Origin of the sequence: Qipengyuania flavescens (assembly GCF_029688735.1) — a bacterium.
GTDB lineage: Bacteria > Pseudomonadota > Alphaproteobacteria > Sphingomonadales > Sphingomonadaceae > Qipengyuania.
Window position 1 is genome coordinate 44,205 of record NZ_JARULD010000001.1, and the last position, 22,038, is coordinate 66,242.

At 61.9% G+C, this 22,038-nt stretch carries 22 protein-coding genes and 2 tRNA genes; 11 read left to right on the forward strand and 13 right to left on the reverse strand.

All coding sequences use genetic code 11. The annotated features are described in order from the left end of the window. Positions 1–14: 14 nt before the first annotated feature. Positions 15–380: an elongation factor P gene (locus P8R33_RS00205; RefSeq protein ID WP_278326982.1), complete on the forward strand. Its 366-nt coding sequence runs from the start codon at positions 15–17 to the stop codon at positions 378–380. A gap of 3 nt (positions 381–383) precedes the next feature. Here P8R33_RS00205 and P8R33_RS00210 read toward each other — a convergent pair whose 3' ends face one another. From P8R33_RS00210 to thiE, 3 genes are read right to left on the reverse strand one after another with little or no spacing between them, the layout of a single operon-like run. Further along, entirely contained in the window at positions 384–1,079 is a 696-nt protein-coding gene (locus P8R33_RS00210; protein WP_278326983.1) for a M23 family metallopeptidase, read from the reverse strand. 17 nt (positions 1,080–1,096) lie between these two features. Beyond that, the gene (locus P8R33_RS00215; RefSeq protein ID WP_278326984.1) at positions 1,097–2,395 is read right to left on the reverse strand and encodes a L,D-transpeptidase family protein; all 1,299 of its coding nucleotides are present in this window, start codon (positions 2,393–2,395) and stop codon (positions 1,097–1,099) included. Positions 2,396–2,440: 45 nt separating this feature from the next. Beyond that, positions 2,441–3,070 (reverse strand): thiamine phosphate synthase, encoded by a 630-nt coding sequence (gene thiE / locus P8R33_RS00220; protein WP_278326985.1) that lies wholly within the window; start codon positions 3,068–3,070, stop codon positions 2,441–2,443. Positions 3,071–3,150: 80 nt separating this feature from the next. Here thiE and P8R33_RS00225 point away from each other — a divergent pair, with 80 nt between their 5' ends. Next, positions 3,151–3,540, forward strand: a complete 390-nt coding sequence (locus tag P8R33_RS00225; RefSeq protein WP_278326986.1) for a hypothetical protein — start codon at positions 3,151–3,153, stop codon at positions 3,538–3,540. 3 nt (positions 3,541–3,543) lie between these two features. On the opposite strand, the gene P8R33_RS00230 is transcribed toward P8R33_RS00225, so the two are convergent. Next, complete coding sequence (locus tag P8R33_RS00230; RefSeq protein ID WP_278327905.1) at positions 3,544–4,431, reverse strand: fructose bisphosphate aldolase; 888 nt, start codon at positions 4,429–4,431, stop codon at positions 3,544–3,546. A gap of 126 nt (positions 4,432–4,557) precedes the next feature. Between P8R33_RS00230 and P8R33_RS00235 the strand changes: the two genes are divergently transcribed. After that, positions 4,558–5,316, forward strand: coding sequence for a flavodoxin family protein (locus P8R33_RS00235; protein ID WP_278326987.1), 759 nt, complete (start codon positions 4,558–4,560; stop codon positions 5,314–5,316). Here P8R33_RS00235 and P8R33_RS00240 read toward each other — a convergent pair whose 3' ends face one another. From P8R33_RS00240 to tkt, 4 genes are read right to left on the reverse strand one after another with little or no spacing between them, the layout of a single operon-like run. Then, on the reverse strand, positions 5,317–5,775 hold the full coding sequence (locus tag P8R33_RS00240) for a PaaI family thioesterase (RefSeq protein WP_278326988.1): 459 nt from the start codon (positions 5,773–5,775) through the stop codon (positions 5,317–5,319). After that, positions 5,772–6,971 (reverse strand): phosphoglycerate kinase, encoded by a 1,200-nt coding sequence (locus P8R33_RS00245; protein WP_278326989.1) that lies wholly within the window; start codon positions 6,969–6,971, stop codon positions 5,772–5,774. The genes P8R33_RS00240 and P8R33_RS00245 overlap by 4 nt, the downstream gene beginning before the upstream one ends. A gap of 10 nt (positions 6,972–6,981) precedes the next feature. After that, entirely contained in the window at positions 6,982–7,989 is a 1,008-nt protein-coding gene (gene gap, locus P8R33_RS00250) for a type I glyceraldehyde-3-phosphate dehydrogenase (RefSeq protein ID WP_278326990.1), read from the reverse strand. A gap of 15 nt (positions 7,990–8,004) precedes the next feature. Beyond that, positions 8,005–9,996: a transketolase gene (gene tkt, locus P8R33_RS00255; protein WP_278326991.1), complete on the reverse strand. Its 1,992-nt coding sequence runs from the start codon at positions 9,994–9,996 to the stop codon at positions 8,005–8,007. 174 nt (positions 9,997–10,170) lie between these two features. On the opposite strand from tkt, the gene P8R33_RS00260 reads away from it, so the two are divergent. The 6 genes from P8R33_RS00260 to P8R33_RS00285 all read left to right on the forward strand — a co-directional run bounded on the left by P8R33_RS00260 (position 10,171) and on the right by P8R33_RS00285 (position 14,055). Beyond that, on the forward strand, positions 10,171–10,389 hold the full coding sequence (locus tag P8R33_RS00260) for a hypothetical protein (protein ID WP_278326992.1): 219 nt from the start codon (positions 10,171–10,173) through the stop codon (positions 10,387–10,389). Continuing rightward, positions 10,386–10,703, forward strand: coding sequence for a cell division protein ZapA (locus tag P8R33_RS00265; protein ID WP_278326993.1), 318 nt, complete (start codon positions 10,386–10,388; stop codon positions 10,701–10,703). Before P8R33_RS00260 ends, P8R33_RS00265 begins: the two co-directional genes overlap by 4 nt. Positions 10,704–10,947: 244 nt before the next feature. Further along, positions 10,948–11,529: a 5-formyltetrahydrofolate cyclo-ligase gene (locus tag P8R33_RS00270; RefSeq protein ID WP_278326994.1), complete on the forward strand. Its 582-nt coding sequence runs from the start codon at positions 10,948–10,950 to the stop codon at positions 11,527–11,529. Between the two features lie 10 nt (positions 11,530–11,539). Next, the gene (locus P8R33_RS00275) at positions 11,540–11,755 is read left to right on the forward strand and encodes a DUF2842 domain-containing protein (protein ID WP_278326995.1); all 216 of its coding nucleotides are present in this window, start codon (positions 11,540–11,542) and stop codon (positions 11,753–11,755) included. Between the two features lie 47 nt (positions 11,756–11,802). Further along, a complete protein-coding gene (locus P8R33_RS00280) occupies positions 11,803–13,239 on the forward strand; it encodes an MFS transporter (protein WP_278326996.1) in 1,437 nt (478 codons plus the stop codon). 33 nt (positions 13,240–13,272) lie between these two features. Further along, on the forward strand, positions 13,273–14,055 hold the full coding sequence (locus tag P8R33_RS00285; protein WP_278326997.1) for a DNA-formamidopyrimidine glycosylase family protein: 783 nt from the start codon (positions 13,273–13,275) through the stop codon (positions 14,053–14,055). Positions 14,056–14,068: 13 nt separating this feature from the next. Here the strand turns inward: P8R33_RS00285 and P8R33_RS00290 are convergent. The 5 genes from P8R33_RS00290 to thyA form a co-directional block, all read right to left on the reverse strand. After that, positions 14,069–14,145, reverse strand: a tRNA-Asp gene (locus P8R33_RS00290). A 304-nt stretch (positions 14,146–14,449) separates the two neighbouring features. Beyond that, entirely contained in the window at positions 14,450–15,763 is a 1,314-nt protein-coding gene (locus P8R33_RS00295) for a dihydrolipoamide acetyltransferase family protein (RefSeq protein ID WP_278326998.1), read from the reverse strand. A gap of 5 nt (positions 15,764–15,768) precedes the next feature. Continuing rightward, a complete protein-coding gene (locus P8R33_RS00300; protein WP_278326999.1) occupies positions 15,769–16,830 on the reverse strand; it encodes an alpha-ketoacid dehydrogenase subunit beta in 1,062 nt (353 codons plus the stop codon). Beyond that, the gene (locus P8R33_RS00305) at positions 16,827–18,140 is read right to left on the reverse strand and encodes a 3-methyl-2-oxobutanoate dehydrogenase (2-methylpropanoyl-transferring) subunit alpha (RefSeq protein ID WP_278327000.1); all 1,314 of its coding nucleotides are present in this window, start codon (positions 18,138–18,140) and stop codon (positions 16,827–16,829) included. The genes P8R33_RS00300 and P8R33_RS00305 overlap by 4 nt, the downstream gene beginning before the upstream one ends. Positions 18,141–18,231: 91 nt before the next feature. Continuing rightward, entirely contained in the window at positions 18,232–19,158 is a 927-nt protein-coding gene (thyA, locus tag P8R33_RS00310; protein WP_278327001.1) for a thymidylate synthase, read from the reverse strand. A gap of 111 nt (positions 19,159–19,269) precedes the next feature. Between thyA and P8R33_RS00315 the strand changes: the two genes are divergently transcribed. Further along, a tRNA-Pro gene (locus P8R33_RS00315) sits at positions 19,270–19,346 on the forward strand. Between the two features lie 160 nt (positions 19,347–19,506). Then, on the forward strand, positions 19,507–21,570 hold the full coding sequence (locus P8R33_RS00320) for a site-specific integrase (RefSeq protein WP_278327002.1): 2,064 nt from the start codon (positions 19,507–19,509) through the stop codon (positions 21,568–21,570). Positions 21,571–22,038 lie beyond the last annotated feature (468 nt).

Genomic DNA, 22,038 nt, shown 5'->3' on the forward strand with positions numbered 1-22,038 from the left:
TGTGGACGGATATTATGAGACTCAACGCACTCAGCATCGCGCTCGCATGCATTGCAGGCCTTCTCTCTTCACCCCTCGACGCGCAGGGTCGGCTGACGCTGCTCGAACGCGGGACATATGTCTGCGCCCTCCCCGGCGACGCGACCGGCAGCGCCTGGGTCGAACAGGCGGGTCGCGAGTTTACGATCGAAGGCGGATCGAGTTACGACACGCCGCGCGGCGGCGGCACCTACCTAATGGAGGGCCGGCAGGTCATCTTCACCCGCGGCCCGATGCGCGGCATGAAGTTGATGTTGTTGAGCTCGGGCCTGCTCCAGGAGATAGGGCGCGACGGAAAGCTCGGTCGCCTGCGCTGCCACCGGACCGGAGCCCGGGACTAGCGTTTAGCGCTGTGTCAACAGGGTATATGGGTTGAGGGCGTTGGCCGGCTCCCACCATTCCGCATCCTTCGTCGTCTGCATGATCGCGAAATGGAGATGCGGCGCATCTTCGCTCGCATTGCCGCTGCTGCCGACCGTGCCGAGACGCTGACCGCGGCGGACGCGCTGGCCTTCCTTCAATCCTTCCGCGTATTCGTCGAGATGGGCGTAGTAATAGATCGTCTCGCCGTCGGTCGAGCGGACGTAGACCGTGTTGCCGCCTGCTTCGGACTTGAACAGGCGCTCGATCTGGCCCGGCGCGGCGGCGACCACGCTGGTGCCGGTCGGTGCCATTATGTCGATGGCTTCGTGCAGACGATCGCCACCACTTCTCGAATCGCTGAAAGTATCGGTCAGATCATCGGGCCGGATATTCAGCACCGGGATCTGCAAGGTTCCGGGTGCCGACGACGCCGGTGCGCGAACCACATTCGTGTCGAGTGGATCGGCAACGGGGCCCGGCGTTTCCGGAGCCGGCATCGTGCCGCCGGGCACAGTGTCGGTAGCCTCGGGGCTCGGTGCGGCCTCTGCCGGCCGCGTGCTGTCGCGCTGGCCTTCACTCGTCGCGTTTTCGATCAGGCTGCCACCCACGATGATCCATACCGCGCTGGTCAGCGTGGCCGTGATGACGATGGTGAGGATGCGGTCGACGAGCTTCATGAGAGCTCTCTAGCGCCTCACGCCTCGAAAATCACCTCTGTCGATTGCGAAACCATCCCGGCGAGCCGTGCCGCGTCCCAGTTGGTAAGGCGCACACAGCCATGGCTTTGCGCCCTGCCGATGGTTTCCGGGTCGGGCGTTCCGTGGATACCGTAGTGCTCTTTCGACAGGTCGATCCAGACCACGCCAACCGGGCCATTCGGCCCCGGCGGGAGGGTGAACTCCTCGCCCTCCGCGCTTTCGTCGCCTTGCAGGACTTTTGGATCGTAATCGAACGGCGGGTTGTATGCTTCGCCCACGATGTCCCATTCGCCTATCGGGAGCGGGAATTCGCGGGAACCGGAGCTGACCGTGAACAGCGCAACGAGCTTTTCACCCTGATAGGCCTTCAGCGTCTTGCCGGCCTTGCTGACGACGATGCGGTCGACCTCGGGCTGGTCGCTGCCGACGCCGAGCGAAGCGAGCGTTTGCTGCCAGCTCGTGTCGTCGATCGAACCGGGTGCAATACGGTCGTTCCCGATATTAGGCACGCGGATCTGCTGGCCGGGGGTGAAGTAGCTTTCGGTGGAAGATGTGTCGTTCGAAGCCGTGCGCGTCGAACTTGCGCTCGGGGTCGGTGTCGGCGTCGTAGTTCCAGTCGCAGAGGGCGATCCGCTAGCCGTTCCGCTGGCCGAGCCGCTCGCGCCAGCAGGCCGACCGTTCGGATTGAGCTGCTTGAGAACATCGACAGTCGTATGGAAACGCTCTGCAAGCCGCTCGTCGAGCGATTTGTAGCCCATGCGTTCGAGCTCGGCCTGGGCCTCCGTTTCCTCGGGAATGTCCGTGTATTCGGCATCGCTCCAGCTGGCAGGGATGGTCACGACGCGCGTCGCCGGGATGCGCTCCCACTCGGCCAGTGCTTCCTTCGTTGCATCATCTAGCTCGCCCGTGACGTCGAGGTCGTTGGCTTCCTGAAAGCCATTTAGCGCATTCTCGGTGCTCATCCCCATCTTGCCGTCGATTACGCCCGGCCCGAAGCCGATGCGATCCAGCACGACCTGCGCCTGCATGATCGGGCGATCTTCGGGGTCTGGGATGTCGGCGGACTGCGTGCCATCGGCAGAATCCGTGGCGGACGCATTCATATAGCGTTCGTCGTTCGAGGCCATTGTATCGGCGAGATTGTCGTCGCCATAGGTCTCGTAACCATAATCGTTCTGAGCAGTGCTGGTCGCGTCGGTCTGCGGCTGATCGGCACTGTCGGCCCCGCCCGATCCGCAGGCGGAAAGCGCCAGGAGCGATGCGGCGAGTGCGAGAGTACGGGGCTTGAACGACATTGTGCGATCTCCTGAAATCGGGACGCATCCGGTCCCTTCAGGATGTCAAACTCGCGCCTCGCCGATTTGCTCCACAAAGGCTTTGACAACAGCCACTTCGTCGCCGGACCAGATTGCGCCCGACACGGCGAGAAAGTCGGCTCCAGCCTTGATCAGGGGTGCGCAATTTTCCGGCGTGATGCCGCCGATGGCGACCGAGGGCAGCTCGACCATTTCGCTCCACCACTGGAGGAGTTCAAGATCGGCGCGGTGCTCGGTATCTTTGGTCGTACTCGGAAAGAATGCGCCGAACGCGACATAATCCGCCCCGGCCTCGCCCGCTTCCAGCGCGAGATGGCGCGAATCGTGACAAGTCACTCCGATCTGCGCTTCCCGGCCCAGGTCTTCGCGAGCCTCGCGCGGATCGCCGTCGCCCTGGCCTAGGTGCACGCCATCGGCCCCGAGACGCTTGGCGAGGGCGACGTCGTCATTGACGATAAAGGCGACCTCGTTCGCGGCGCAGATCGCCTGCAGGGGCTCGGCAAGTCGCGCTGCCTCGTGCTGGTCCACCCCCTTCACCCGAAACTGGAAAGCGGTAGCGACACCCTTCCCCGCATCGAGTGCGCGCTCGAGGCGCTCGGGAAAGGTGCCCGACACGTCGAGCGGCGAGATCAGGTAAAGCTGGCAATCGGTCATCGGCCGCGTTCTCTAATGCGCTCGCCGCAATTCGTCACCCGTTCAGATGAGCGACAGCGTCGCTGGCCGCTAATGCGCAGATGAAGACTGCCTTTGCCGCCGCCCTCGCCCTGCCGCTGACCGCCTGCGCGATTATTTCCGACACGCCACGCGTTAACGGCGATGCCGCGACGCAAGGCATGCCGGTTGCGCTCGGCGAAGCGGTATGGACGGGCGACACCATCCTCAAGCCGCTGGCGGTGACCGAAGACAGCCGCTGCCCTACCGACGTTCAATGCGCCTGGGCAGGCAGGCTGACCGTCTCCACGCGGATCACCGCGACAAGCTGGGCGCAGACTGCCCCTCTGACGCTTGGCGAGCCTTACGAAGTTCTTGGGCGAACCTACGTCCTGACAGAAGCGACGCCCGAGAAGACTGCGAACGAAGAAATCTCCGTTCGTGAATACCGCTTCACCTTCGAACGGCGCTGAGCGTCAGGTAACACTCGCAGCGTGAATCTGGTCGATCGCGCCCGAAAGCGTGCCGTCGAAATCCTCGTCGCTCTGATTGTGCCGCAGATCCTGCAGCAAGCCGCGGCTGAAGCTGGCGATCATGCCAGGATTCTTGGCAAGTTCGGCGCAAGCCTCGTCAGTCGAATAACCACCCGACAGCGCGACGACGCGCAGCACTTTGGGGTGGTTTGTCAGCCCTGAATAGAGGCCCGCCGTCTTCGGGATGGAGAGCTTCAGCATGACCTGCTGACCGTCCGGCAGCGCATCGAGGCCCTCTTCGATCGCTTCAAGCAGGATGGCTTCGCCTTCCGCGCGGTCGGTGGCGGTGATGTCGTATTCCGGCTCGAGCATGGGCACGAGACCGGTCGACAGGATCCGCGCACCTTCGGCGAATTGCTGGCGCACGGCTTCTTTGATGCCGACCGGATTGGCCGACTTCACGACCGAACGCATCTTGGTGCCGAAAACGCCGAGGTCCTTGGCGCGGCGGCACATGTCTTCGAGGCCCGGATTGGGCTTCATCAGCTGGGCCCCGTCACGCTCGTCTTCCAAGCCCTTGTCGACTTTGAGGAAGGGGACGATGCCGCGCTCTTTCAGACGCGCCGGAACGCTTTTACCGCCGCTCTCGCCGTCCATGGTTTTCTCGAACAGGATGGCGCCGATGACCTTGCCGTTACCGAAGCACGGTGCCTCGATAATGCGCTGGCGCATTTCATGGATGAGGCTGAACATTTCGTCTTCTGTAGTCCAGGCGCTGTCTTCGACGCCATAACCCTTCAGCGCCTTGGGTGTGGAGCCACCCGACTGATCGAGCGCCGCGATAAAGCCCTGGCCGGTGGCGACGCGCGCCTTCATGTCGTCGAAAGTCATCGGGAAATCCTCGTGCCTGTGCATTCGTATGCGCGCCCTTTAGCCAAGCGGTTTCGCACCTGCAACAGCGCGCGGGTAACTTATGCCGTGCCGGGACGTATTGGTTGGAGAGAAGAGGAGAAACGGATGCTGGACGATACGCAAGAGCAGCTTTGCAAAGACAACAGGACCGACTTTTCCGATCTGAAGGCACTGACGATCAATTGCACGCTGAAGCCCCCGCCGCAGGGGTCACATACCGACAAGCTGCTGGGCGTTGCCGAAGCTATCCTCGTGAAGAACAATGTCGGTCTCGAGACGGTCCGGCTGGTCGATCATGCCATCGCGCCGGGTGTCTACCCGGACATGACCGAGCACGGCGCAGAACAGGACGATTGGCCCACCATCTGGGAGAAGGTGCAGGCCGCCGACATCCTCATCGTCGGAACTCCGATCTGGCTGGGAGAGAAATCTTCCGTGTGCCAGCGGCTGATCGAGCGGCTCTATGCGCATTCCGGCCAGACCAACGACAAAGGGCAATACACCTTTTACGGCAAAGTCGGCGGCTGCATCGTCACCGGCAACGAGGACGGCATCAAGCATGTCGGCATGGGCGTGCTCTACTCGCTCCAGCACGTCGGCTACACCATACCACCGCAAGCCGACGCGGGGTGGATCGGCGAAGCGGGGCCCGGCCCCAGCTACGGCGACGCAAAGGAAGATGGCAGCGGCTATGTCGGCTTCGACAACGACTTTACCCGCCGGAACACGACTTTCATGACGTGGAACCTGATGCATTTCGCGCGCATGCTGAAAGATGCTGGCGGCATACCGGCATGGGGTAATACGGTTGATCTGTGGAAGGAAGGCTACCGCTTCGACGCGCCCAATCCGGACTATCGTTGATCAGTCCCTGCGGGTGATCTTGCGGATGATCCCGTTGAAGCTGAGCACCGGAGTGCCATCGGCGGTGATCTTGCCGACGACGTAGATCGTCTTGCCGCCAGCCCGCACGACTTCGCCGCGTGCTTCGATCAGCTGGCCGACACGCGCAGGATCGAGAAAGTCGCCCGCAAGATGCATCGTCACGCCATGCGACTCCGCCAGAGCTTCGGTGGCGATGGTGAACAGTGCGCTATCGGCAAAAGTCATCAGGCAACCGCCATGCATGAAGCCGGCACCATTCATGTGCCGTTCTTCTGCGCGGAAGGCGGATACGTAATCGCCATTCTCGTCGCGGCGCTCGTAGAACGGACCAGCGCGCTGCTCGAAAGCATCGCTGTTCCAGGTGGACCAGCCTGCGAATTCGCCTTCGGTGACCGGGATCAACCCGCCGCCCGATCCGACAGCTTCGTTCTCGCTCATGCGGCCAACGCGGCAACGCCCGGCAGGTCCTTGCCTTCCATCCATTCGAGGAAGGCGCCCCCAGCGGTCGAAACGAAAGTGAAGTCATCCTTCACACCTGCGTGAGCTAGCGCGGCGACGGTATCGCCCCCGCCAGCCACGGAGATCAGGGAGCCGTCCTGCGTCAAAGCGGCGGCCGTCTTAGCCAAGGCGACCGTGGCGGCGTCGAAAGGCTCGGTCTCGAAGGCACCCATCGGACCGTTCCACACAAGCGTGCGGCAGGTCTTGAGCACGTCGCCCAGCGCTTCGGTCGCGAGCGGGCCGACGTCGAGGATCATCTCGTCATCGGCTACCTCGTGGACGTTGCAGGTGCGTAGCGACGCGGGATTGGCGGCGAATTCCTTCGCGACTACGACGTCATACGGCAGATGCACCGTGCAACCGGCGTGGTCCGCCTCGTCCATGATGCGGCTGGCCGTATCGGTGAGGTCGTGCTCGCACAGCGATTTGCCGACATCGACACCCTTCGCGGCGAGAAAGGTATTTGCCATCCCGCCGCCGATGATCAGGTGCTGGACCTTGCCGACGAGGTTTTCGAGCACGTCCAGCTTGGTCGAGACCTTCGCCCCGCCGACCACTGCCGCCACCGGCTGTTCCGGGTTGCCGAGCGCGGCATCGAGCGCCTTCAATTCCGCTTCCATCGCGCGACCGGCATAGGATGGCAGATGGTGCGCCAGCCCCTCGGTCGAGGCGTGCGCGCGGTGCGAGGCAGAGAAGGCGTCGTTGACGTAGAAATCGCCATGAGCGGCGATGCCCTTGGCGAAGTCCGGATCGTTGGCTTCCTCGCCGGGCCAGAAGCGGACGTTATCGAGCAGGCCGATATCGCCATTGCCGAGAATGCCGATCGACTGTTCGACCACCGGGCCCATGACCTCGGGGATGAACATGATCTCCTTGCCGAGCACCTTTTCGACATCGCCCTGCACGAAGCTGGTCGACATGGTCGAGTGGCGCTGTCCTTTGGGACGGCCGTAATGTGCGAGCAACAGGACCTTGGCACCCTTGTCGGCGAGTTCGAGGATCGTGGGTTTCACCGCCTCGACCCGCGTGACATCGGTTGCCGATCCGTCCTTCATCGGAAGGTTCAGATCGACGCGCACCAGCGCGACCTTGCCGGTAATATCGTCAAGGTCGTCCAGGGTCCTGAAATTGCTCATCGAATAGTCCTTACAGGAACTTCGCCATCACGCCGGCGGTGTCGAGCATGCGGTTCGAGAAGCCCCATTCATTGTCGTACCAGCTGACGACACGGGCGAGCTTGCCTTCCATCACGCTGGTCTCGAGGCTGTCGATGGTCGAGCTGGCGGGATAGTGGTTGAAGTCCGAGCTGACGAGCGGCTGGTCGGTATAGTCGAGCACGCCCTTCATCTTGCCTTCTGCCGCTTCCTTCAGCGCCGCATTCAGCTCCTCGGCGCTGGTGTCGCGACCGGGGGTGAAGACGAGATCGACGAGGCTGACATTCGGCGTCGGTACGCGGACCGAGCTGCCGTCTAGCTTGCCGGCCAGTTCGGGCAGGACGAGGCCGACCGCGCGGGCAGCGCCGGTGGTGGTCGGGATCATGTTCTGCGCACCGCCGCGGGCACGGCGCATGTCGCCATGCATCTGGTCGAGCATGCGCTGGTCGTTGGTGTAGCTGTGGATCGTGGTCATGAAGCCGCGCTCGATACCGACCGTGTCGTGCAGCACCTTGGCCATCGGCGAGAGGCAGTTGGTGGTGCAGCTGGCGTTGGAAACGATCACGTCTTCGGCGGTCAGCGTCTCATGGTTCACGCCGTAAACGATGGTCGCGGAAACGTTCTTGGCCGGGGCCGAGATCAACACGCGCTTGGCACCCGCATCGAGATGCGGACGGCAGGCTTCGTCGGACTGGAAGAAGCCCGTGCATTCCAAGACGATGTCGACCCCTTGCTCGCCATGCGGAAGCTTGCCGGGCTCACGCTCGCTGGTGACCGCGATGCTCTTGCCGTTGACGATGATGGCGTTGTCGCCGGTCTCTACCGTGCCGGGGAAGCGGCCATGCGTGCTGTCGTACTGAAACAGCAGCGCATTCGCCTTGGTATCGGCCAGGTCGTTGATGCTGACCAGGTCGAGATCGTGATCGTCACGCTCCAGAATGGCGCGCGCCACGAGGCGGCCGATACGTCCGAAACCGTTGATTGCAACCTTCGTCGCCATGGAAGAAACTCCTGCTTAGCCGTTCAATTTGTTCATGATTTGCGGGACGATCGCGTCCGCGGTGATGCCGAATTTTTCGAACAGGTCGGGCGCTGGCGCACTGGCGCCGAAGCGGTCGATGCCGATGTTGAGGCCATTGGCCATGGTGTAGCGCTCCCACCCGAAGGTCGTGCCCGCTTCGATGCTGACCCGCAGTATCTTGCCGGGATCGACATTCGGCAGAAGGTCGGCCTTGTAGCTTTCGTCCTGCTGGTCGAACAGTTGGGTGCAGACCATCGAAACGACATCCGCGCCAATGCCCTGCTGTTCCAGCAGTTCGGCGCATTCCAGTGCGATATGCACTTCGGAACCGGTCGCGATCAGGATGACGCGCCGCTCTGCGCTTGCCTGCTTGAGGCGGTAGGCTCCCCTCGAGCACATACCGGTTTCGACCGGCGTGTTGCGAACCTGCGGCAGGTTCTGGCGGCTGAGCGCCAGCACGGTCGGCCGATCCTTCTCGCGCAGGGCGATGTCCCAACACTCGGCTGTCTCCACCGCGTCGGCGGGTCGCATTACAAGGAGGTTCGGGATCATTCGCAGCGACTGGACATGCTCGATCGGCTGGTGGGTCGGACCATCCTCGCCAAGGCCTATGCTGTCGTGCGTCATCACGTAGATCACGCGCGCTTCCTGAAGAGCCGAGAGCCGGATCGCCCCGCGACAATAGTCGGTGAACACGAGGAAGGTGCCGCCATAGGGGATGACACCGCCATGCAGCGCCATGCCGTTCATCGCGGCGGCCATGCCGAATTCGCGGATGCCGTAATAGATATAGCGACCCGAATAATCGTCCGCGGTGAAAGGGCCAATGCCCCCCGCCTTGGTGTTGTTCGAGCCGGTCAGGTCGGCACTGCCGCCGATGGTCTCGGTCAACTGGCCGTTGATCTGGGCCAGCGCCATTTCGCTGGCCTTCCGCGTCGCGACCTTCTGCGGTTCGGCGATGAGCTTGCCGATATAGTCGTCGAGACTGAAGCTTTCGGGCAGGTCGCCCGCCATGCGCCGCTCGAAGTCGGCGCGCCGACCGTCGTTTGATAGGCGGTCAAGCCAAGTACGATAAGCGTTCTGCCCGTTTTCGGCCGTGCCGCGCCAGTCGGCTAGCACCTGTTCGGGGATTTCGAAGGGCTTCACGTCCCAGCCGAGCAAGTCGCGAGCTGCGGCGATCTCGTCATCGCCCAGCGGTGCACCGTGGGTTGCGCTGGTGCCCTGCTTGTTCGGCGAGCCTTTGCCGATGACAGTGCTGCAAGCGATGAGCGAGGGGCGTTCGTCCGCCACTGCCTCGTCCAGCGCACGGCGGATGTCTTCGAAATCGTGCCCGTTGCAGCTTACGACGTGCCAGCCGGTCGCTTCGTAGCGCGCCTTGATGTTTTCGCTGGTCGAAAGGTCGGTCGAACCGTCGATGGTGATATTGTTATCGTCCCACAGCACGTTCATCCGGCCGAGCTTGAGATGCCCCGCCAGCCCGATCGCCTCGTGGTTGATACCCTCCATCAGGCAGCCGTCGCCCGCGATCACCCAGGTGCGGTGATCGACGAGGTCGTCGCCGAAATCGGCGTTCAGCTTGCGCTCGGCAATCGCCATTCCGACTGCCATCGCGAGGCCCTGCCCCAGCGGGCCGGTGGTGCATTCCACTCCGGCCAGGAGGAAGTTTTCCGGGTGCCCTGCACAAGGGCTGCCGAGCTGGCGGAAATTGCGGATGTCTTCGATTGTCGGCGCATCGTAGCCCGAGAGGTGTAGCAGCGCGTAGATCAGCATGGACCCGTGACCGGCGGACAGCACGAAGCGGTCGCGATCGGCCCAGTCGGGCGTCTTGGGATCGTGCTTCAGATATTCGCCCCACAATACCGTGGCGACGTCGGCCATACCCATCGGCATGCCGGGATGTCCCGAATTCGCCGCCTGTACCGCATCCATCGAAAGTGCCCGGATGGCGTTGGCCATCTGGACCATGCGGGACGTTTCAAGGCTCATGCTGATGCTCTCCGGAAAAGGGCTGATTCGACGCGCGGAAGCCATCGCGGAGGGGAGGCGGCAGGTCAAGGCGGCTACCGGGCCATGCACAGGCGGCCCCGGGCTGACCCAACTTATCAACAGGACGTTGCAAGGCTTTGCCTATAATCGGCAATCTTGGTAATTCGGGACATCATGTCGGCAGAACGCATCACCCAGGCAATGGACCGGATCGACCGTGCGCTGAGCCGGATCGAAACACAGGCGGCGCTCGCGCGCCATTCCAGCAACGCCGCGCCCGAGAACGACGATGCTGGCAATTGCGATCTCGCGCAGCGGCACGAGGCCCTGCGCAAACAGGTCCAAAGCAGCCTTGCCGAACTCGATACGCTGATCGAAAGCCTCGAGAAATGAGCGATGTCAGGCTGAAAGTCGGCGGGCGTAATTACACCGTCGCCTGCCAAGATGGTCAGGAAGCGCATATCGAGCGTCTTGCCGGGGTGATCGACAACAAGCTGAGCACGATGGGTGCCAATCTTTCCAATCAGGAAGCGAAAAACCTCCTGTTTGCGGCCCTTCTTTTGGCCGACGAGCTGGACGAGGCGCAAAGCGCCCCTCCGCCGCCTCCCCCGCAAGCAGCTCCGGATTTCGACAGCGCCCGGCTCGCTACCCAGCTCGAACGCATAGCCGGCGCATTGGAGAATGCGGCAACTACCCTTGAGAGCTGACGGCGCGCATCCTAAATAGCGTCATGGCGGGGCTGCCCGGCACGAGCCGCATGAATATCCCTGAGGCTATAAGCAATCCTAGGGAGCTGTCCCTGCCCTGGAACACGGGCCACTGCGTTCTTCGGAACGGAACCCGGGGACCGGGGTATACGGCGCCCACCTGACGTTTTAGGCGTCAGAGGATTTCAAGGTAACGACCCATGGTGGTCCCGCCACACCATCGCAGACAGGAAGCCTCCAGAGCGTGACACTCCAAACCAAGGAAGACCTGCGCCAAGATCTCCGCGCCACGCGCAAAGCGCATGTCGAGGCATTGCCGGACAGCATGCGCGCGCTCGTCTTCCACCGCCCGCCGGCTCCACTGCTGGAGCTTGTACCTAGCGGCGCGGTGATCGGCCTGTACCGCGAGAATGCGTATGAGGCGCCTGCTACGTCCTACGCGAAATTTTTTCTCGAGCACGGTCACGAGCTCGCCCTGCCCCGCTTTGCCGGTGGCGGCGCACCGATGGAGTTCACGCGCTTTGCCGATCCCTTCGAGGGGGAGGACTTGGAAGAAGGCCCTTTCGGGCTGATGCAGCCTTCGCCAGAGGCACCATCAATGCAGCCTGATATTTTGCTGGTTCCGCTCGTCGGTTTTACCGATAGCGGCGAGCGGCTCGGACAAGGTGGCGGGCATTACGATCGCTGGCTGGAAGCCCATCCGGAAACGGTCGCGATCGGCATGGCATGGGATTGCCAGAAGTGCGACTGGCTGCCGGTAGAAGCACATGACAGGCGTCTGCAAGCCGTGGTCACTCCCACTCGCTTTTACGGACCATTCGCATGAGGGCTCATCGATGAGAGACGAACCGACCTGGCGGATACCCGTCGGCCTGCTGGGCCTGCTCGCCGCGCTGCTGGTCTACGGCATTGTCATTGCACGCTATGTGCCCGAGCTGATCGGCGGTTGGCACGCGCTGGCCCAAACCGTGGTATATCTCGTCCTCGGCCTCGTCTGGCTGCTGCCGTTGCGGCGCTTCCTGATCTGGATGGAAACCGGGCGCTGGGGCTGATTGCCAAGCAGGGATGCCTGCCCTAGCCTCCCTTGCGGGAGAGAAACATGGCAACACACAGCGGCGGCGCAGGCCTGCCCGTAGGCGATAAACCGTCGGTCGGGCTGAAGCTCGCGCATGGGTTCGGGGCGGCGGCTTTCGGCATTAAGAACAACGGTTTCGATTATTTCCTGTTGCTGTTCTACGGCACGGTAATCGGGTTGGAGCCGGGACTGGTCGGCCTTGCCATCCTGATCGCACTGGTCTTCGATGCCCTGTCGGATCCTCTGGTCGGCTATTGGTCGGACAATTTCCGCAGCCGCTGGGGCCGCCGCCACCCCTTCATGTACGCTGCTGCCGTTCCAGTGGCGCTCAGTTACTTCCTGCTCTGGAATCCACCCGACTGGGGACAGACCGGATTATTCCTCTACCTCACGGTCATCGCGATCCTGATCCGCACCTTCATCACATTCTACGAGACGCCCAGCACCTCGCTGATTCCCGAGCTCGCAGCCGATTACGACGAGCGCACCAGCCTCCAGTCCTATCGCCTGTTCTTCGGCTGGGCGGGCGGCAATATCATGAGCGTGATCATGTTCGGCGTCCTGCTCGCCGGTCCGCTTGGGATGCGCGATCCGGAAGCCTTTGCAACCTATGGCATCATCGGCAGCGTCACGATCTTCCTCGCCATCATGGTCTCCGCTCTCGGAACCCACCAACGCATTCCCCACCTTCACCGCCCGGTGGCCACCGGCGAGCGCTACAGCGTCCGCCGCATCTTCCGCGAAATGATCGAAACGCTCAGCGAACGCAGCTTCATCGCGCTTTTCCTGGCGATGGTGTTTTTCTCCGTGGCGACCGGCCTGGCCGCCTCGCTGTCCTTCCTGATCCTCAATTATTTCTGGGGTTTTAGCGAGTTCCAGATCTTCATCTGGACCTGCTCGGTATTTTTCTCCGCGCTGTTCGGCTTTCTTCTCGCCCCGTGGTCGACCCGACGGCTTGGTAAGAAGAAGGCTACGATCGTTCTCGGCCTGCTGGCCTTTACGATCCAGCCCGCGCCGGTCTTGCTGCGACTGATCGGTGCGATGCCCGAGAACGGCGATCCCCTGCTCTTCCCGCTGGTGCTGGCGGTGAATGTAATCGACCTTGCGCTGATCATCGCGGTTTCGGCCGTCGCCTATTCGTTGATCGCCGATCTCGTAGAGGCGAACCAGCTAAAGACCGGCCGGCGCAGCGAGGGCGTCTATTACGCGGCGATCACTTTCACCCGGAAGACCACGCAGGGCCTAGGCGTGTTAGCCGCCGGCGTTATCCTGTCCGCCATCGCCTTCCCGGAAGGCGCCGAACCGAGCAGTGTGTCCGAGGATACTTTGTGGGCGCTAGGCGCGGGCTACGCTCCTTCGCTGCTCGTCCTGTGGCTGGCGGGGCTGTATTGTATCTCACGCTACAAGATCGACCGCGCCGAACATGAGGCCAACCTGCGCCAGCTCGCTGAGCGCGGCTGAGGAACAGCGCCCCCCGGCCTTCGTTCGATTGCCATGCCCGAGCTACCCGAGAACGAGGCGCAGCGCCTGACACTTGAACGCGAGTGTCTCAATCGCACGATCGAAGCGGTCGAGCTGGGCAGCGATACCGACTACATCGAACTTCCCGGCGACAACACGCGCCAGCGACTGATCGGCTACCAGTTCACGCAGACCCGGCGTCATGGGAAGAACATTTTCGCCGGATCGAAGAGCGGTCCCTGGATCGCGGTGCATCTGGGCATGACCGGCAAGCTCGTGCCGTTCGATGCACCCGATGAGGCGCCCGAACATACGAAGCTGCTCATATCCTTCGAGGGCGATCGCCGCCTCGCCTTTCGCTGCCCGCGCAAGCTCGGCCATGTCCGGATTGTCGACGACATGGACAGCTATATCGAGAGCCAGAAGCTCGGCCCCGATGCGCTCGATATCGCCAAGGCCGATTTCGTCGAAGCGCTCGGCAGCACGCGCAGCGCGATCAAGTCGGCGCTGATGAAGCAGGAGCGGATGGCCGGGATCGGAAATCTCTGGTCCGACGAGATCCTGTTCCAGACCGAGATCAATCCTGAGACCAGCGCCAATTCCCTCGATGATGCGACGTTAGGCTCGATGCACACGGCAATGCGTCGCATCTTGCAAGGCGTTGTCGATACCGAAGCGCATTATTCGCAGCTGCCGCGCAAATGGCTGATCCGGCATCGCGACAAGGGTGCGGAGTGCCGACGCTGCGGGGGCGAGATCGCGACGGCCAAGGTAGGCGGGCGAACCGCCTACTATTGCAAGAGCCATCAATCGTAAGGAAATCCCCAAGTGGCGCGAGTGACGGGACTCGAACCCGCGACCTTCGGCGTGACAGGCCGACACTCTAACCAACTGAGCTACACCCGCGTAGCCACTTGGGAGCCGCGCAGTTAGGGCAGGCTCCGATTCCTGTCAATGCAGATCGCCACGCTTTTTTGTCCTTTTTTCGCAGCTGCCGAAGACGACCGGTTTTTGCCGGAAATTTACTCGTCCCAGCGACCATCGCCCCCGTCCTAATCCGCGTGGGGAACGGAGGGGCGTAAAACTGAGAACAGCTTTCCTGGTCGTGTCGCTCACCATACTCGCAGGCGGGGTGCTGGCAGCACAACCGGCGCTGGAGGTCCAGACGCAGGCCTATCCGCCCGTTGCAACGCCGTGAGGCTCAGCGCGCCTAGCTGACGAGGATCAGGGCCGGAGCTTCGAGCAGTTTCTTCAACGCCTGGACGAAGCTCGCCGCATCCCAACCATCGACGACGCGGTGGTCGCAACTGATCGAGATATTCATCAGCTTGCGCTTCTCGATCCGCTCCACACCATCGCTGCCGGTGACGTACATCGGCCGCTCGATGATCCGGTTCGGCCCGATGATCGCCACTTCCGGGCGGTTGATGACCGGCGTCGTCGCGACACCGCCGAGCGGACCGAGCGAGGTGACGGTCAGCGTGCCGCCCTGCATCTCTTCCGACTTGGCAGTTCCGCTCCGCGCTGCGTCTGCGAGGCGCGAAATCTCGTTTGCGAGCTGCCACAGGTTCTGCGCCTGCGCATTCTTGATGACCGGCACCATCAGGCCCGCGTCAGTCTGGGCCGCCATGCCCATGTGTACGGCGCCGTAACGCGTGACCACGCCGGCCTCGTCGTCATACCGCGCATTGATCATCGGAAAGTCGGGCAGCGTCTTGCAGATCGCGGTGATCAGCATCGGCAGGATCGTCAGCTTCGGCTTATCGCCGCGATTGGCGTTGAGCTGGGCGCGCAATTCCTCGAGGTCCGTAACGTCCACCTCCTCCACATAGGAGAAGTGCGGGATGTTGCGCTTCGATGCGGCCATGTTCTCGGCGATGCGGCGACGCATGCCGATGACCTTCTTTTCCTCGTCCTCTCGGGTGGGCGCAGCCGAGCCATAGCCCGAATTGTAAGACAGGAACTGGTCGAGATCGCCATGGCGAATGCGGCCATCATCGGCAGGCTTCACCTGCGCCAGATCGACGCCGAGATCCTTGGCGCGCTTGCGCACGGCGGGAGTTGCGAGGACCTTCGTATCCGCTTGGGCCTTCGGCTTCGGAGCAGGCGTCGGCGACGGAGCAGGCGGCGGACTGGGATCGGCCGCCATAGCATCATCTGCATCGGACGGGTCCGGATTCTCAACCTCGATCCGCTCTTCGACGCCCTCGTCCTTAGGCGCCGGGGCCGGCGTGGACTCAACTGCTGCCTCGTTTTCCTCAACGACCTCGTCGGGCACTTCGCCTTCGACCTCGATCACGACCAGCATGGAGCCGATCGAGACCATGTCGCCTTCGCCGCCGGCGATCTCCAGGATCTTGCCGTTGACCGGGCTTTCCATCGGCACGGTCGCCTTGTCGGTCATCATGTCGACGAATTCTTCGTCTTCCTGGACCGTGTCGCCGACTTGCTTGTGCCATTGCACGATTTCCGCTTCGGCGATGCCTTCGCCGATGTCGGGCATATTGAATGTGAACTTCGCCATTGCGGTTACTCCGCCAGAATCTTGTCGAGGGCCTCGCCGATACGGATCGGACCCGGGAAATACGCCCATTCGAGGCTGTGGGGATAAGGTGTGTCGAAACCGGTCACACGCTCGACCGGCGCCTCGAGGTGGTAGAAACACCGTTCGGTAACCAGCGCCGAAAGTTCCGCACCGAACCCGCTGGTGCGCGTCGCCTCATGGACGATCAGGCAGCGCCCGGTGCGCTCGACCGAAGCTTCGATCGCCTCGATGTCGAGCGGGACAAGCGTGCGCAGGTCGAGGATGTCGGCTTCGACACCTTTCTGCTTACATACCTCTTCGACCACATGAACCATGGTGCCATAGGCGAGGATCGTGACGCGATCGCCTTCTGTCACGCGCCGCGCCTTGCCGAGCGGGATGCTGTAATGCCCCTCCGGCACGACGCTTTCATCGAACCGCTTCCACGGCTGCGCGGGCTTGTCGTAATAGCCGGAGAACGGCCCGTTATAGATGCGCTTTGGCTCGAAGAAGATGACTGGGTCGTTGTCTTCGATCGCGCTAATCAGCAGGCCTTTGGCGTCATAGGGCGTTGACGGGATCACCGTCTTGAGGCCCGAAACATGGGTGAAGATCGCCTCTGGGCTCTGGCTATGCGTCTGCCCACCGAAAATACCTCCGCCGAACGGCGAGCGAACGGTCATCGGCGCAATATATTCGCCCGCCGAGCGATAGCGCAGCCGCGCCGCCTCGGAGATCAGTTGGTCGAGGCCGGGATAGATATAGTCGGCAAACTGGATTTCCGGCACCGGTCGCAAGCCATAGGCACCCATGCCCACCGCCACTGCAATGATGCCGCATTCGGAGATCGGCGTGTCGAAGACGCGGGTCTTGCCATATTTGTCCTGCAGGCCCGCGGTGCAGCGGAAAACACCGCCGAAGTAGCCGACGTCTTCCCCCATCACGACGACGTCGGGATTCTTTGCCATCGACACATCGAGCGCATCGTTGATCGCCTCGATCATGTTGAGGCGGCGTTCTTCGTCCTGCTCGGTCGCGGGCGCGGCCTTGGTCTGTGTGTCGCTCATGCGCCCTTCCCTCCGTTCGGGAGTCCTTCGGGGAACTTGGTCTCGCGCTCGTGGATCGCCTGTTCGGCCTGCTCCTTGAGATGCCAGGGCAGCTCTTCGAATACATCCTCGAACATGGTCCGGAACGGGTGGTGGAGCCCGTGGCCGAGAATGCCGTTGGCTTCGGCTTCCTTGGTCGTCTTCTTGACGTGCTCGGCTGCCTCGAGGTCCATCTTCTCCTGCCGCTCCTCGTCCCATTCGCCGAGAGCGATGAGGTGGTCCTTGAGACGCGTCACGGGATCGCCGAGCGGCCATTCGGTCCGCTCCTGTGCGCTGCGATAGCCGGTCGGATCGTCGGAGGTAGAATGGCCTTCCGCGCGGTAGGTGAAGAACTCGATCAGCGTTGGTCCGGCATTGGCACGGGCGCGGTTGGCGGCCCATTGCTCGGCGGCATAACAAGCCAGCGCATCGTTTCCGTCGACACGCAGTCCGGCCAAGCCATAGCCCAATGCGCGCGCTGCGAATGTAGTGCGCTCGGCTCCGGCAAAGCCGCTGAAGCTGCTGATCGCCCACTGGTTGTTGATGACGTTAAGAATGACCGGGGCGTTATAGACGGTCGCGAAGGTGCAGGCCGAATGGAAGTCGCCTTCCGCCGTACTGCCCTCGCCCACCCACGTTGCGGCGATCCGGCTGTCGCCCTTGATCGCGCTTGCCATCGCCCAGCCCACGGCCTGTGGGGTCTGCGTCGCGAGATTGCCGCTGATCGTGAAGAAGCTATGCTCGCGGCTCGAATACATGATGGGCAATTGCCGACCCTTCAGCTTGTCGCCCTTGTTCGAGTAGATCTGGTTGATCATCTCGATCATCGGATAGCCGCGCTGGATCAGGATGCCCTGCTGGCGATAACTAGGGAAGACCATGTCGTCCGCCGCGAGCGCCATGGACGCCGACACGCTGGTCGCTTCCTCGCCGGTGCATTTCATGTAGAAGCTGGTCTTGCCCTGACGCTGCCCGCGGAACATGCGTTCGTCGAAGGCACGGGTCATGGCCATGTGGCCCAGCATCTTGCGCAGGGTTTCGGGATCGAGCTTCGGATCCCAGGCACCGTGTGCCTTGTTATCCTCGCCCAGCACGCGCACGAGACCATAGGCGAGTTCGTGCATGTCCTTAGGATCGCACGTTTCGTCGGGACGCATTGCGGTGCCTGCCTCGGGAACCTGCAAATGCGAGAAATCGACCGCGTCGCCGGGCCGAAACTTGGGTTCAGGTACGTGGAGCGACAGCTTGGGGCGATTATCGCCCTGTACGGCTCCGGTGGGCCTGTCGGCCATAGAAAACTCTCCCAGACGCAATCTTACGCGCAGGCGTTATATTATTTCACGCGCGCGAAACGGTCAAGGGATGCAGATCGCTCGGTCCAGATCACACGGCGACGGGCGCTTTAATCCGCCCGTGCGGCATGTAGTCGCGAACCTCGAAATCCTCAATGCGATAGTCGAAGATCGTTGGCGGACGCCGCAATATGGCAAGCGTCGGATGCCCGCGAGGTTCCCGCGAAAGCTGCTCTTCGATCAAGTGCTCGTGGTTGAGATAGAGGTGCGTATCGCCGCCCATCCACACCAGCTCGCCCGGCTCTAGATCGACCTGCTGGGCAATCATCCGCGCCAGCAGAGCGGCCGACCAAAGGTTGAACGGCAGGCCGAGCGCTACATCGCAGCTACGCTGGTAGAGCAAGCAGTTCAGCCGGTCGCCCGCGACGTGGAACTGGTAGGTCTTGTGGCAAGGTGGCAGCGCCATCCGGTCGAGCTCGGCGACATTCCAGCCCTCGATGATGTGACGCCTGCTACCGGGATTGCTGCGGAGCGATTCGACCACTTCGGCAATTTGGTTGATGCCCTCACCCGGCTCGAACAGCCCATCCTTGCGATAGCGATAGGTCGGCCAGTCGACCCATTGCTTGCCATAAACGGGGCCGAGGTCGCCCCAGCGCTGCGCGAAAACCTCGTCGTCGGCGATCCGCTGCACGAAATCGTCGAGTGAGATGTGTTCGCCTGTCTCCTTGACGTAGCGCGCATGCGGCCACTCGTTCCAGATCTTGACGCCTTGCAGCACCAGCGGGCGGATATTGGTGTCGCCTGTCAGGAACCACAGCATCTCGCGAGTGGCCGTCTTCCAGTAGACCCGCTTGGTGGTCAGCAGCGGCATCGCGCCGTCCGCCATGTCGAATCGCAGGCTTGCGCCAAAAACCGATCGCGTGCCGATACCGGTGCGATCGCGCCGCTCGTCGCCTTCGCGCCAGATGCGCTGCATCAAGTTGAGATATTGCTGTTCGTAATGCGCGTTTTCCACGCCACCGGCTCTATCCCGAAAATCGGCCAAATGCCCGCTTGCGCGTGCGGCAATCCACACCTATAGGGCCGCCTCTGCCTCGCGGGGGTCCGCCTTCGCAACGCATCCGGTCGGGGAGTAGCTCAGCCTGGTAGAGCACTGTCTTCGGGAGGCAGGGGCCGGAGGTTCGAATCCTCTCTCCCCGACCAATTTTCGTCGTTTCCGACAATAAGCCGCAGAATTCCGCCGTTTTCCTTCAACCGAGGAAATCGGTCGGGAATCTATTGCGCCGAATGTGCCACAAATTGTGCCACAGATTGTGCCCGCATCGTGCCCCGCCCGGCTCCTCGCAGCCAGGAATTCAATGGCATGGCACTCTATCGTCGCGGCCCCGTGTTCTGGTGGAAATCCCGCCTGCGTTTCTCATCTGTTCCATCTCATCATACAATGGTGAGGATATCGCTGCGCACTGCGAGCCCCCAGCAGGCCCGTTCGCGTGCAGCCGAACTCGATCTGGCGAAGGACGCAATGATGGAACAGATGCCGATACTGCGGCGCAACGTGAAGGCGGAGGACATGCCCGGCCTCTACAAGCGCGCGTTCGAGCGCGAGCTCGACCGTGTGATCATGGCGCAGTTCCAGGAACCGGGCCGGGTCGACGACCATCTTGCCTTCAACCGCCACTATGCGCGCTACTTCACCCTCCTCGCGACAGAGCCGCAAGTTTTGGACGGCAGCCTCGAAAGCTACGAGGAGCTTCGCGAGCGGGGCCTGAATGATGCAGATGCAGACGCCCTGACCGCCCTCGCCACTCGTCACAAGCGCCAGCTCCCGATCTCGCGCGGTCAACTCATGGAGGATCTGCGCGAACAGGGCATCGAACCTGGGGAGCGAAATCTTGCAGCATCCGGCAGGGTGGTTGCCGCCGCATACCGCAACGCGAACATCGTGGCGTGTAGCGAGCTCGGCTCGCCGCTTGCCGAAGGCGATATCTGGCCGCTGCCACCACAGCTTGATTGGCTCGCTCGGACGGAAGAAAAACTTGCTTCGGCAAGTCACGGCAAGGCCGACACGAACAGTGACGTGACGCCATCTGAAGAATCCGTTTCGGAGGAAGAGCCAGCACAGGTCGAGGTTCCCCTCATCTCTGCATATGCACAGCAAGCACTGGCGAAGAAGATCAACGACGGAGCGTGGGACAAGGGGCGCATACGCGACATCAATGGCGCGGTGGCGATTTTCATCGCTGCTAACGGCGATCTTCCGGTGAACACCATTGCCCAGAAGCATCTGATCGCCATGAAGGACCTCTTTCCAAGACTTCCGGTCGTGTACGGACGCGAGCGCAAGAACCAGAACGGCGAGAAAGTACGCGAAACGATCGAAGAAGCCCTGCAGCGCGGCGATGACCTTCGCGAGAAATGGAATGCGGACCCCATCGCTGCCGATGCAGAAGGCCTACCCTATGTAGGGCTGTCCCTCACGACCCAGCGCAAGCACATGACATGGATCAGTGCGCTGGTGACACATCTCGAAGGACATGATCCTGCTCTCGCACCGAAGGCCCTGAATTTCACGGCGGTCCGCAAAACTCTGGTCAACCCGAAAAAGCAGGGGGAGCGCCATTCCGTTAAGAATAACCAGAAGCGGAACGCCGGACGCCTGCCATGGGACCGCGACGAATTGCGACAGATGTTGGAGACCCCGGTCTGGTATGGGTGCTCCGGTCTCTGGAATCGCTTCGAACCCGGCGACGAGGTGATCCACGACGGAAGCTATTGGGTACTGCCGCTGGTGATCTCTACCCTTGCCCGCTCCGACGAAATTGCGGGCCTGGCGGTCGCAGATGTCGTTCTGGATTGCGACATCCCGTATCTCCATATTCGGGAAAACAGCCTCCGGCGCATCAAGACTGTCTCTTCCACGAGGAAAGTCCCGATCGCGAAGAAGATACTCGCCCTCGGCTTTCGAGACTACGTCTTGGCGATGAAGCAAGCAGGTCACCGTGCACTCTTCCCCGAGTTTGAGCACGATACGATGGAATTCGATAAGTGCTTCTACAAGGATTTGTTCGGGCCGCTCCGCAGTCTTGTATTTCCGCACGGAACTTCTCGTAAGCGAGGCCGGAAGGATGTCGATGTTCCCTCCATTCGTACAATGGGATTCAATGTGCTTCGCGACGAAGAAGAGAGGACGGGGCGTCAGGTGTTCAACAAGGCGCATCGGCAAGGCCTTGGCGGGCACGAGCCGAATGATACGGAGGGCAGACACTATGATGATGACTTTGAGCCCCATCAGCTCGTTGAACTGGTCGAAGTGCTTGCCGAGCTGCTTCCTGAGATACCGAGGCGGCCGCTTAACCTAAGACCTTCGGAGCACCAGAAGTTTGGAAAACCCCGCGGTCGCCGTAAGAAGCCAACCGCGTTTTGCTAATTTCGGCTTCGCGCCCTCATAGCAGTCATCGGACAAGCCTTCTAACCATCCCGAAAGCAGCCAAAAGGTGAGACGAGAACTGGGCGACATTTAGCCGACGGAACACAGGGAGGCTGGCTGCTTACCAATGCAGCCAAGGGGCCGTGAAGAAGGGTATGCTGCCGGTAGCCGCGAGCTTAACTCTTTCCAAGCAATCTTCCGAACAAGCCTACCCGGCCTTCCATCGGCAAGATCTTTCCGTGCTTCAGCAGGCGCAGGCTAGGATCGCTATATGGGCGGGTATAGACGAGGTATCGGGTGGACTATTCCGGAAGCAGTGCACACTCATCGTCAGGCCTCCTTCCGATGAAGCGTTGCTCACATGAGACCAAATGAGTGGTGAACGGTGCTAGAATGAATTCCCCTGCAATCGTCCTCAAGGACTGTCTACGCAGATGATTGTGTAAGATCGGCCTTACTCTGGCGCTG

What these genes read in the sequence shown, in the direction of transcription:
- P8R33_RS00300 (WP_278326999.1), bottom strand. Translation starts at nt 16,830, where the DNA reads ATGAGCGACACACAGACCAAGGCCGCGCCCGCGACCGAGCAGGACGAA.
- P8R33_RS00320 (WP_278327002.1), top strand. Translation starts at nt 19,507, where the DNA reads ATGGCACTCTATCGTCGCGGCCCCGTGTTCTGGTGGAAATCCCGCCTG.
- P8R33_RS00265 (WP_278326993.1), top strand. Translation starts at nt 10,386, where the DNA reads ATGAGCGATGTCAGGCTGAAAGTCGGCGGGCGTAATTACACCGTCGCC.
- gap (WP_278326990.1), bottom strand. Translation starts at nt 7,989, where the DNA reads ATGGCGACGAAGGTTGCAATCAACGGTTTCGGACGTATCGGCCGCCTC.
- P8R33_RS00245 (WP_278326989.1), bottom strand. Translation starts at nt 6,971, where the DNA reads ATGAGCAATTTCAGGACCCTGGACGACCTTGACGATATTACCGGCAAG.
- P8R33_RS00225 (WP_278326986.1), top strand. Translation starts at nt 3,151, where the DNA reads ATGAAGACTGCCTTTGCCGCCGCCCTCGCCCTGCCGCTGACCGCCTGC.
- P8R33_RS00235 (WP_278326987.1), top strand. Translation starts at nt 4,558, where the DNA reads ATGCTGGACGATACGCAAGAGCAGCTTTGCAAAGACAACAGGACCGAC.
- P8R33_RS00280 (WP_278326996.1), top strand. Translation starts at nt 11,803, where the DNA reads ATGGCAACACACAGCGGCGGCGCAGGCCTGCCCGTAGGCGATAAACCG.
- P8R33_RS00260 (WP_278326992.1), top strand. Translation starts at nt 10,171, where the DNA reads ATGTCGGCAGAACGCATCACCCAGGCAATGGACCGGATCGACCGTGCG.
- P8R33_RS00230 (WP_278327905.1), bottom strand. Translation starts at nt 4,431, where the DNA reads ATGACTTTCGACGACATGAAGGCGCGCGTCGCCACCGGCCAGGGCTTT.
- P8R33_RS00275 (WP_278326995.1), top strand. Translation starts at nt 11,540, where the DNA reads ATGAGAGACGAACCGACCTGGCGGATACCCGTCGGCCTGCTGGGCCTG.
- thiE (WP_278326985.1), bottom strand. Translation starts at nt 3,070, where the DNA reads ATGACCGATTGCCAGCTTTACCTGATCTCGCCGCTCGACGTGTCGGGC.
- P8R33_RS00305 (WP_278327000.1), bottom strand. Translation starts at nt 18,140, where the DNA reads ATGGCCGACAGGCCCACCGGAGCCGTACAGGGCGATAATCGCCCCAAG.
- P8R33_RS00240 (WP_278326988.1), bottom strand. Translation starts at nt 5,775, where the DNA reads ATGAGCGAGAACGAAGCTGTCGGATCGGGCGGCGGGTTGATCCCGGTC.
- P8R33_RS00285 (WP_278326997.1), top strand. Translation starts at nt 13,273, where the DNA reads ATGCCCGAGCTACCCGAGAACGAGGCGCAGCGCCTGACACTTGAACGC.
- P8R33_RS00215 (WP_278326984.1), bottom strand. Translation starts at nt 2,395, where the DNA reads ATGTCGTTCAAGCCCCGTACTCTCGCACTCGCCGCATCGCTCCTGGCG.
- tkt (WP_278326991.1), bottom strand. Translation starts at nt 9,996, where the DNA reads ATGAGCCTTGAAACGTCCCGCATGGTCCAGATGGCCAACGCCATCCGG.
- P8R33_RS00210 (WP_278326983.1), bottom strand. Translation starts at nt 1,079, where the DNA reads ATGAAGCTCGTCGACCGCATCCTCACCATCGTCATCACGGCCACGCTG.
- P8R33_RS00205 (WP_278326982.1), top strand. Translation starts at nt 15, where the DNA reads ATGAGACTCAACGCACTCAGCATCGCGCTCGCATGCATTGCAGGCCTT.
- P8R33_RS00295 (WP_278326998.1), bottom strand. Translation starts at nt 15,763, where the DNA reads ATGGCGAAGTTCACATTCAATATGCCCGACATCGGCGAAGGCATCGCC.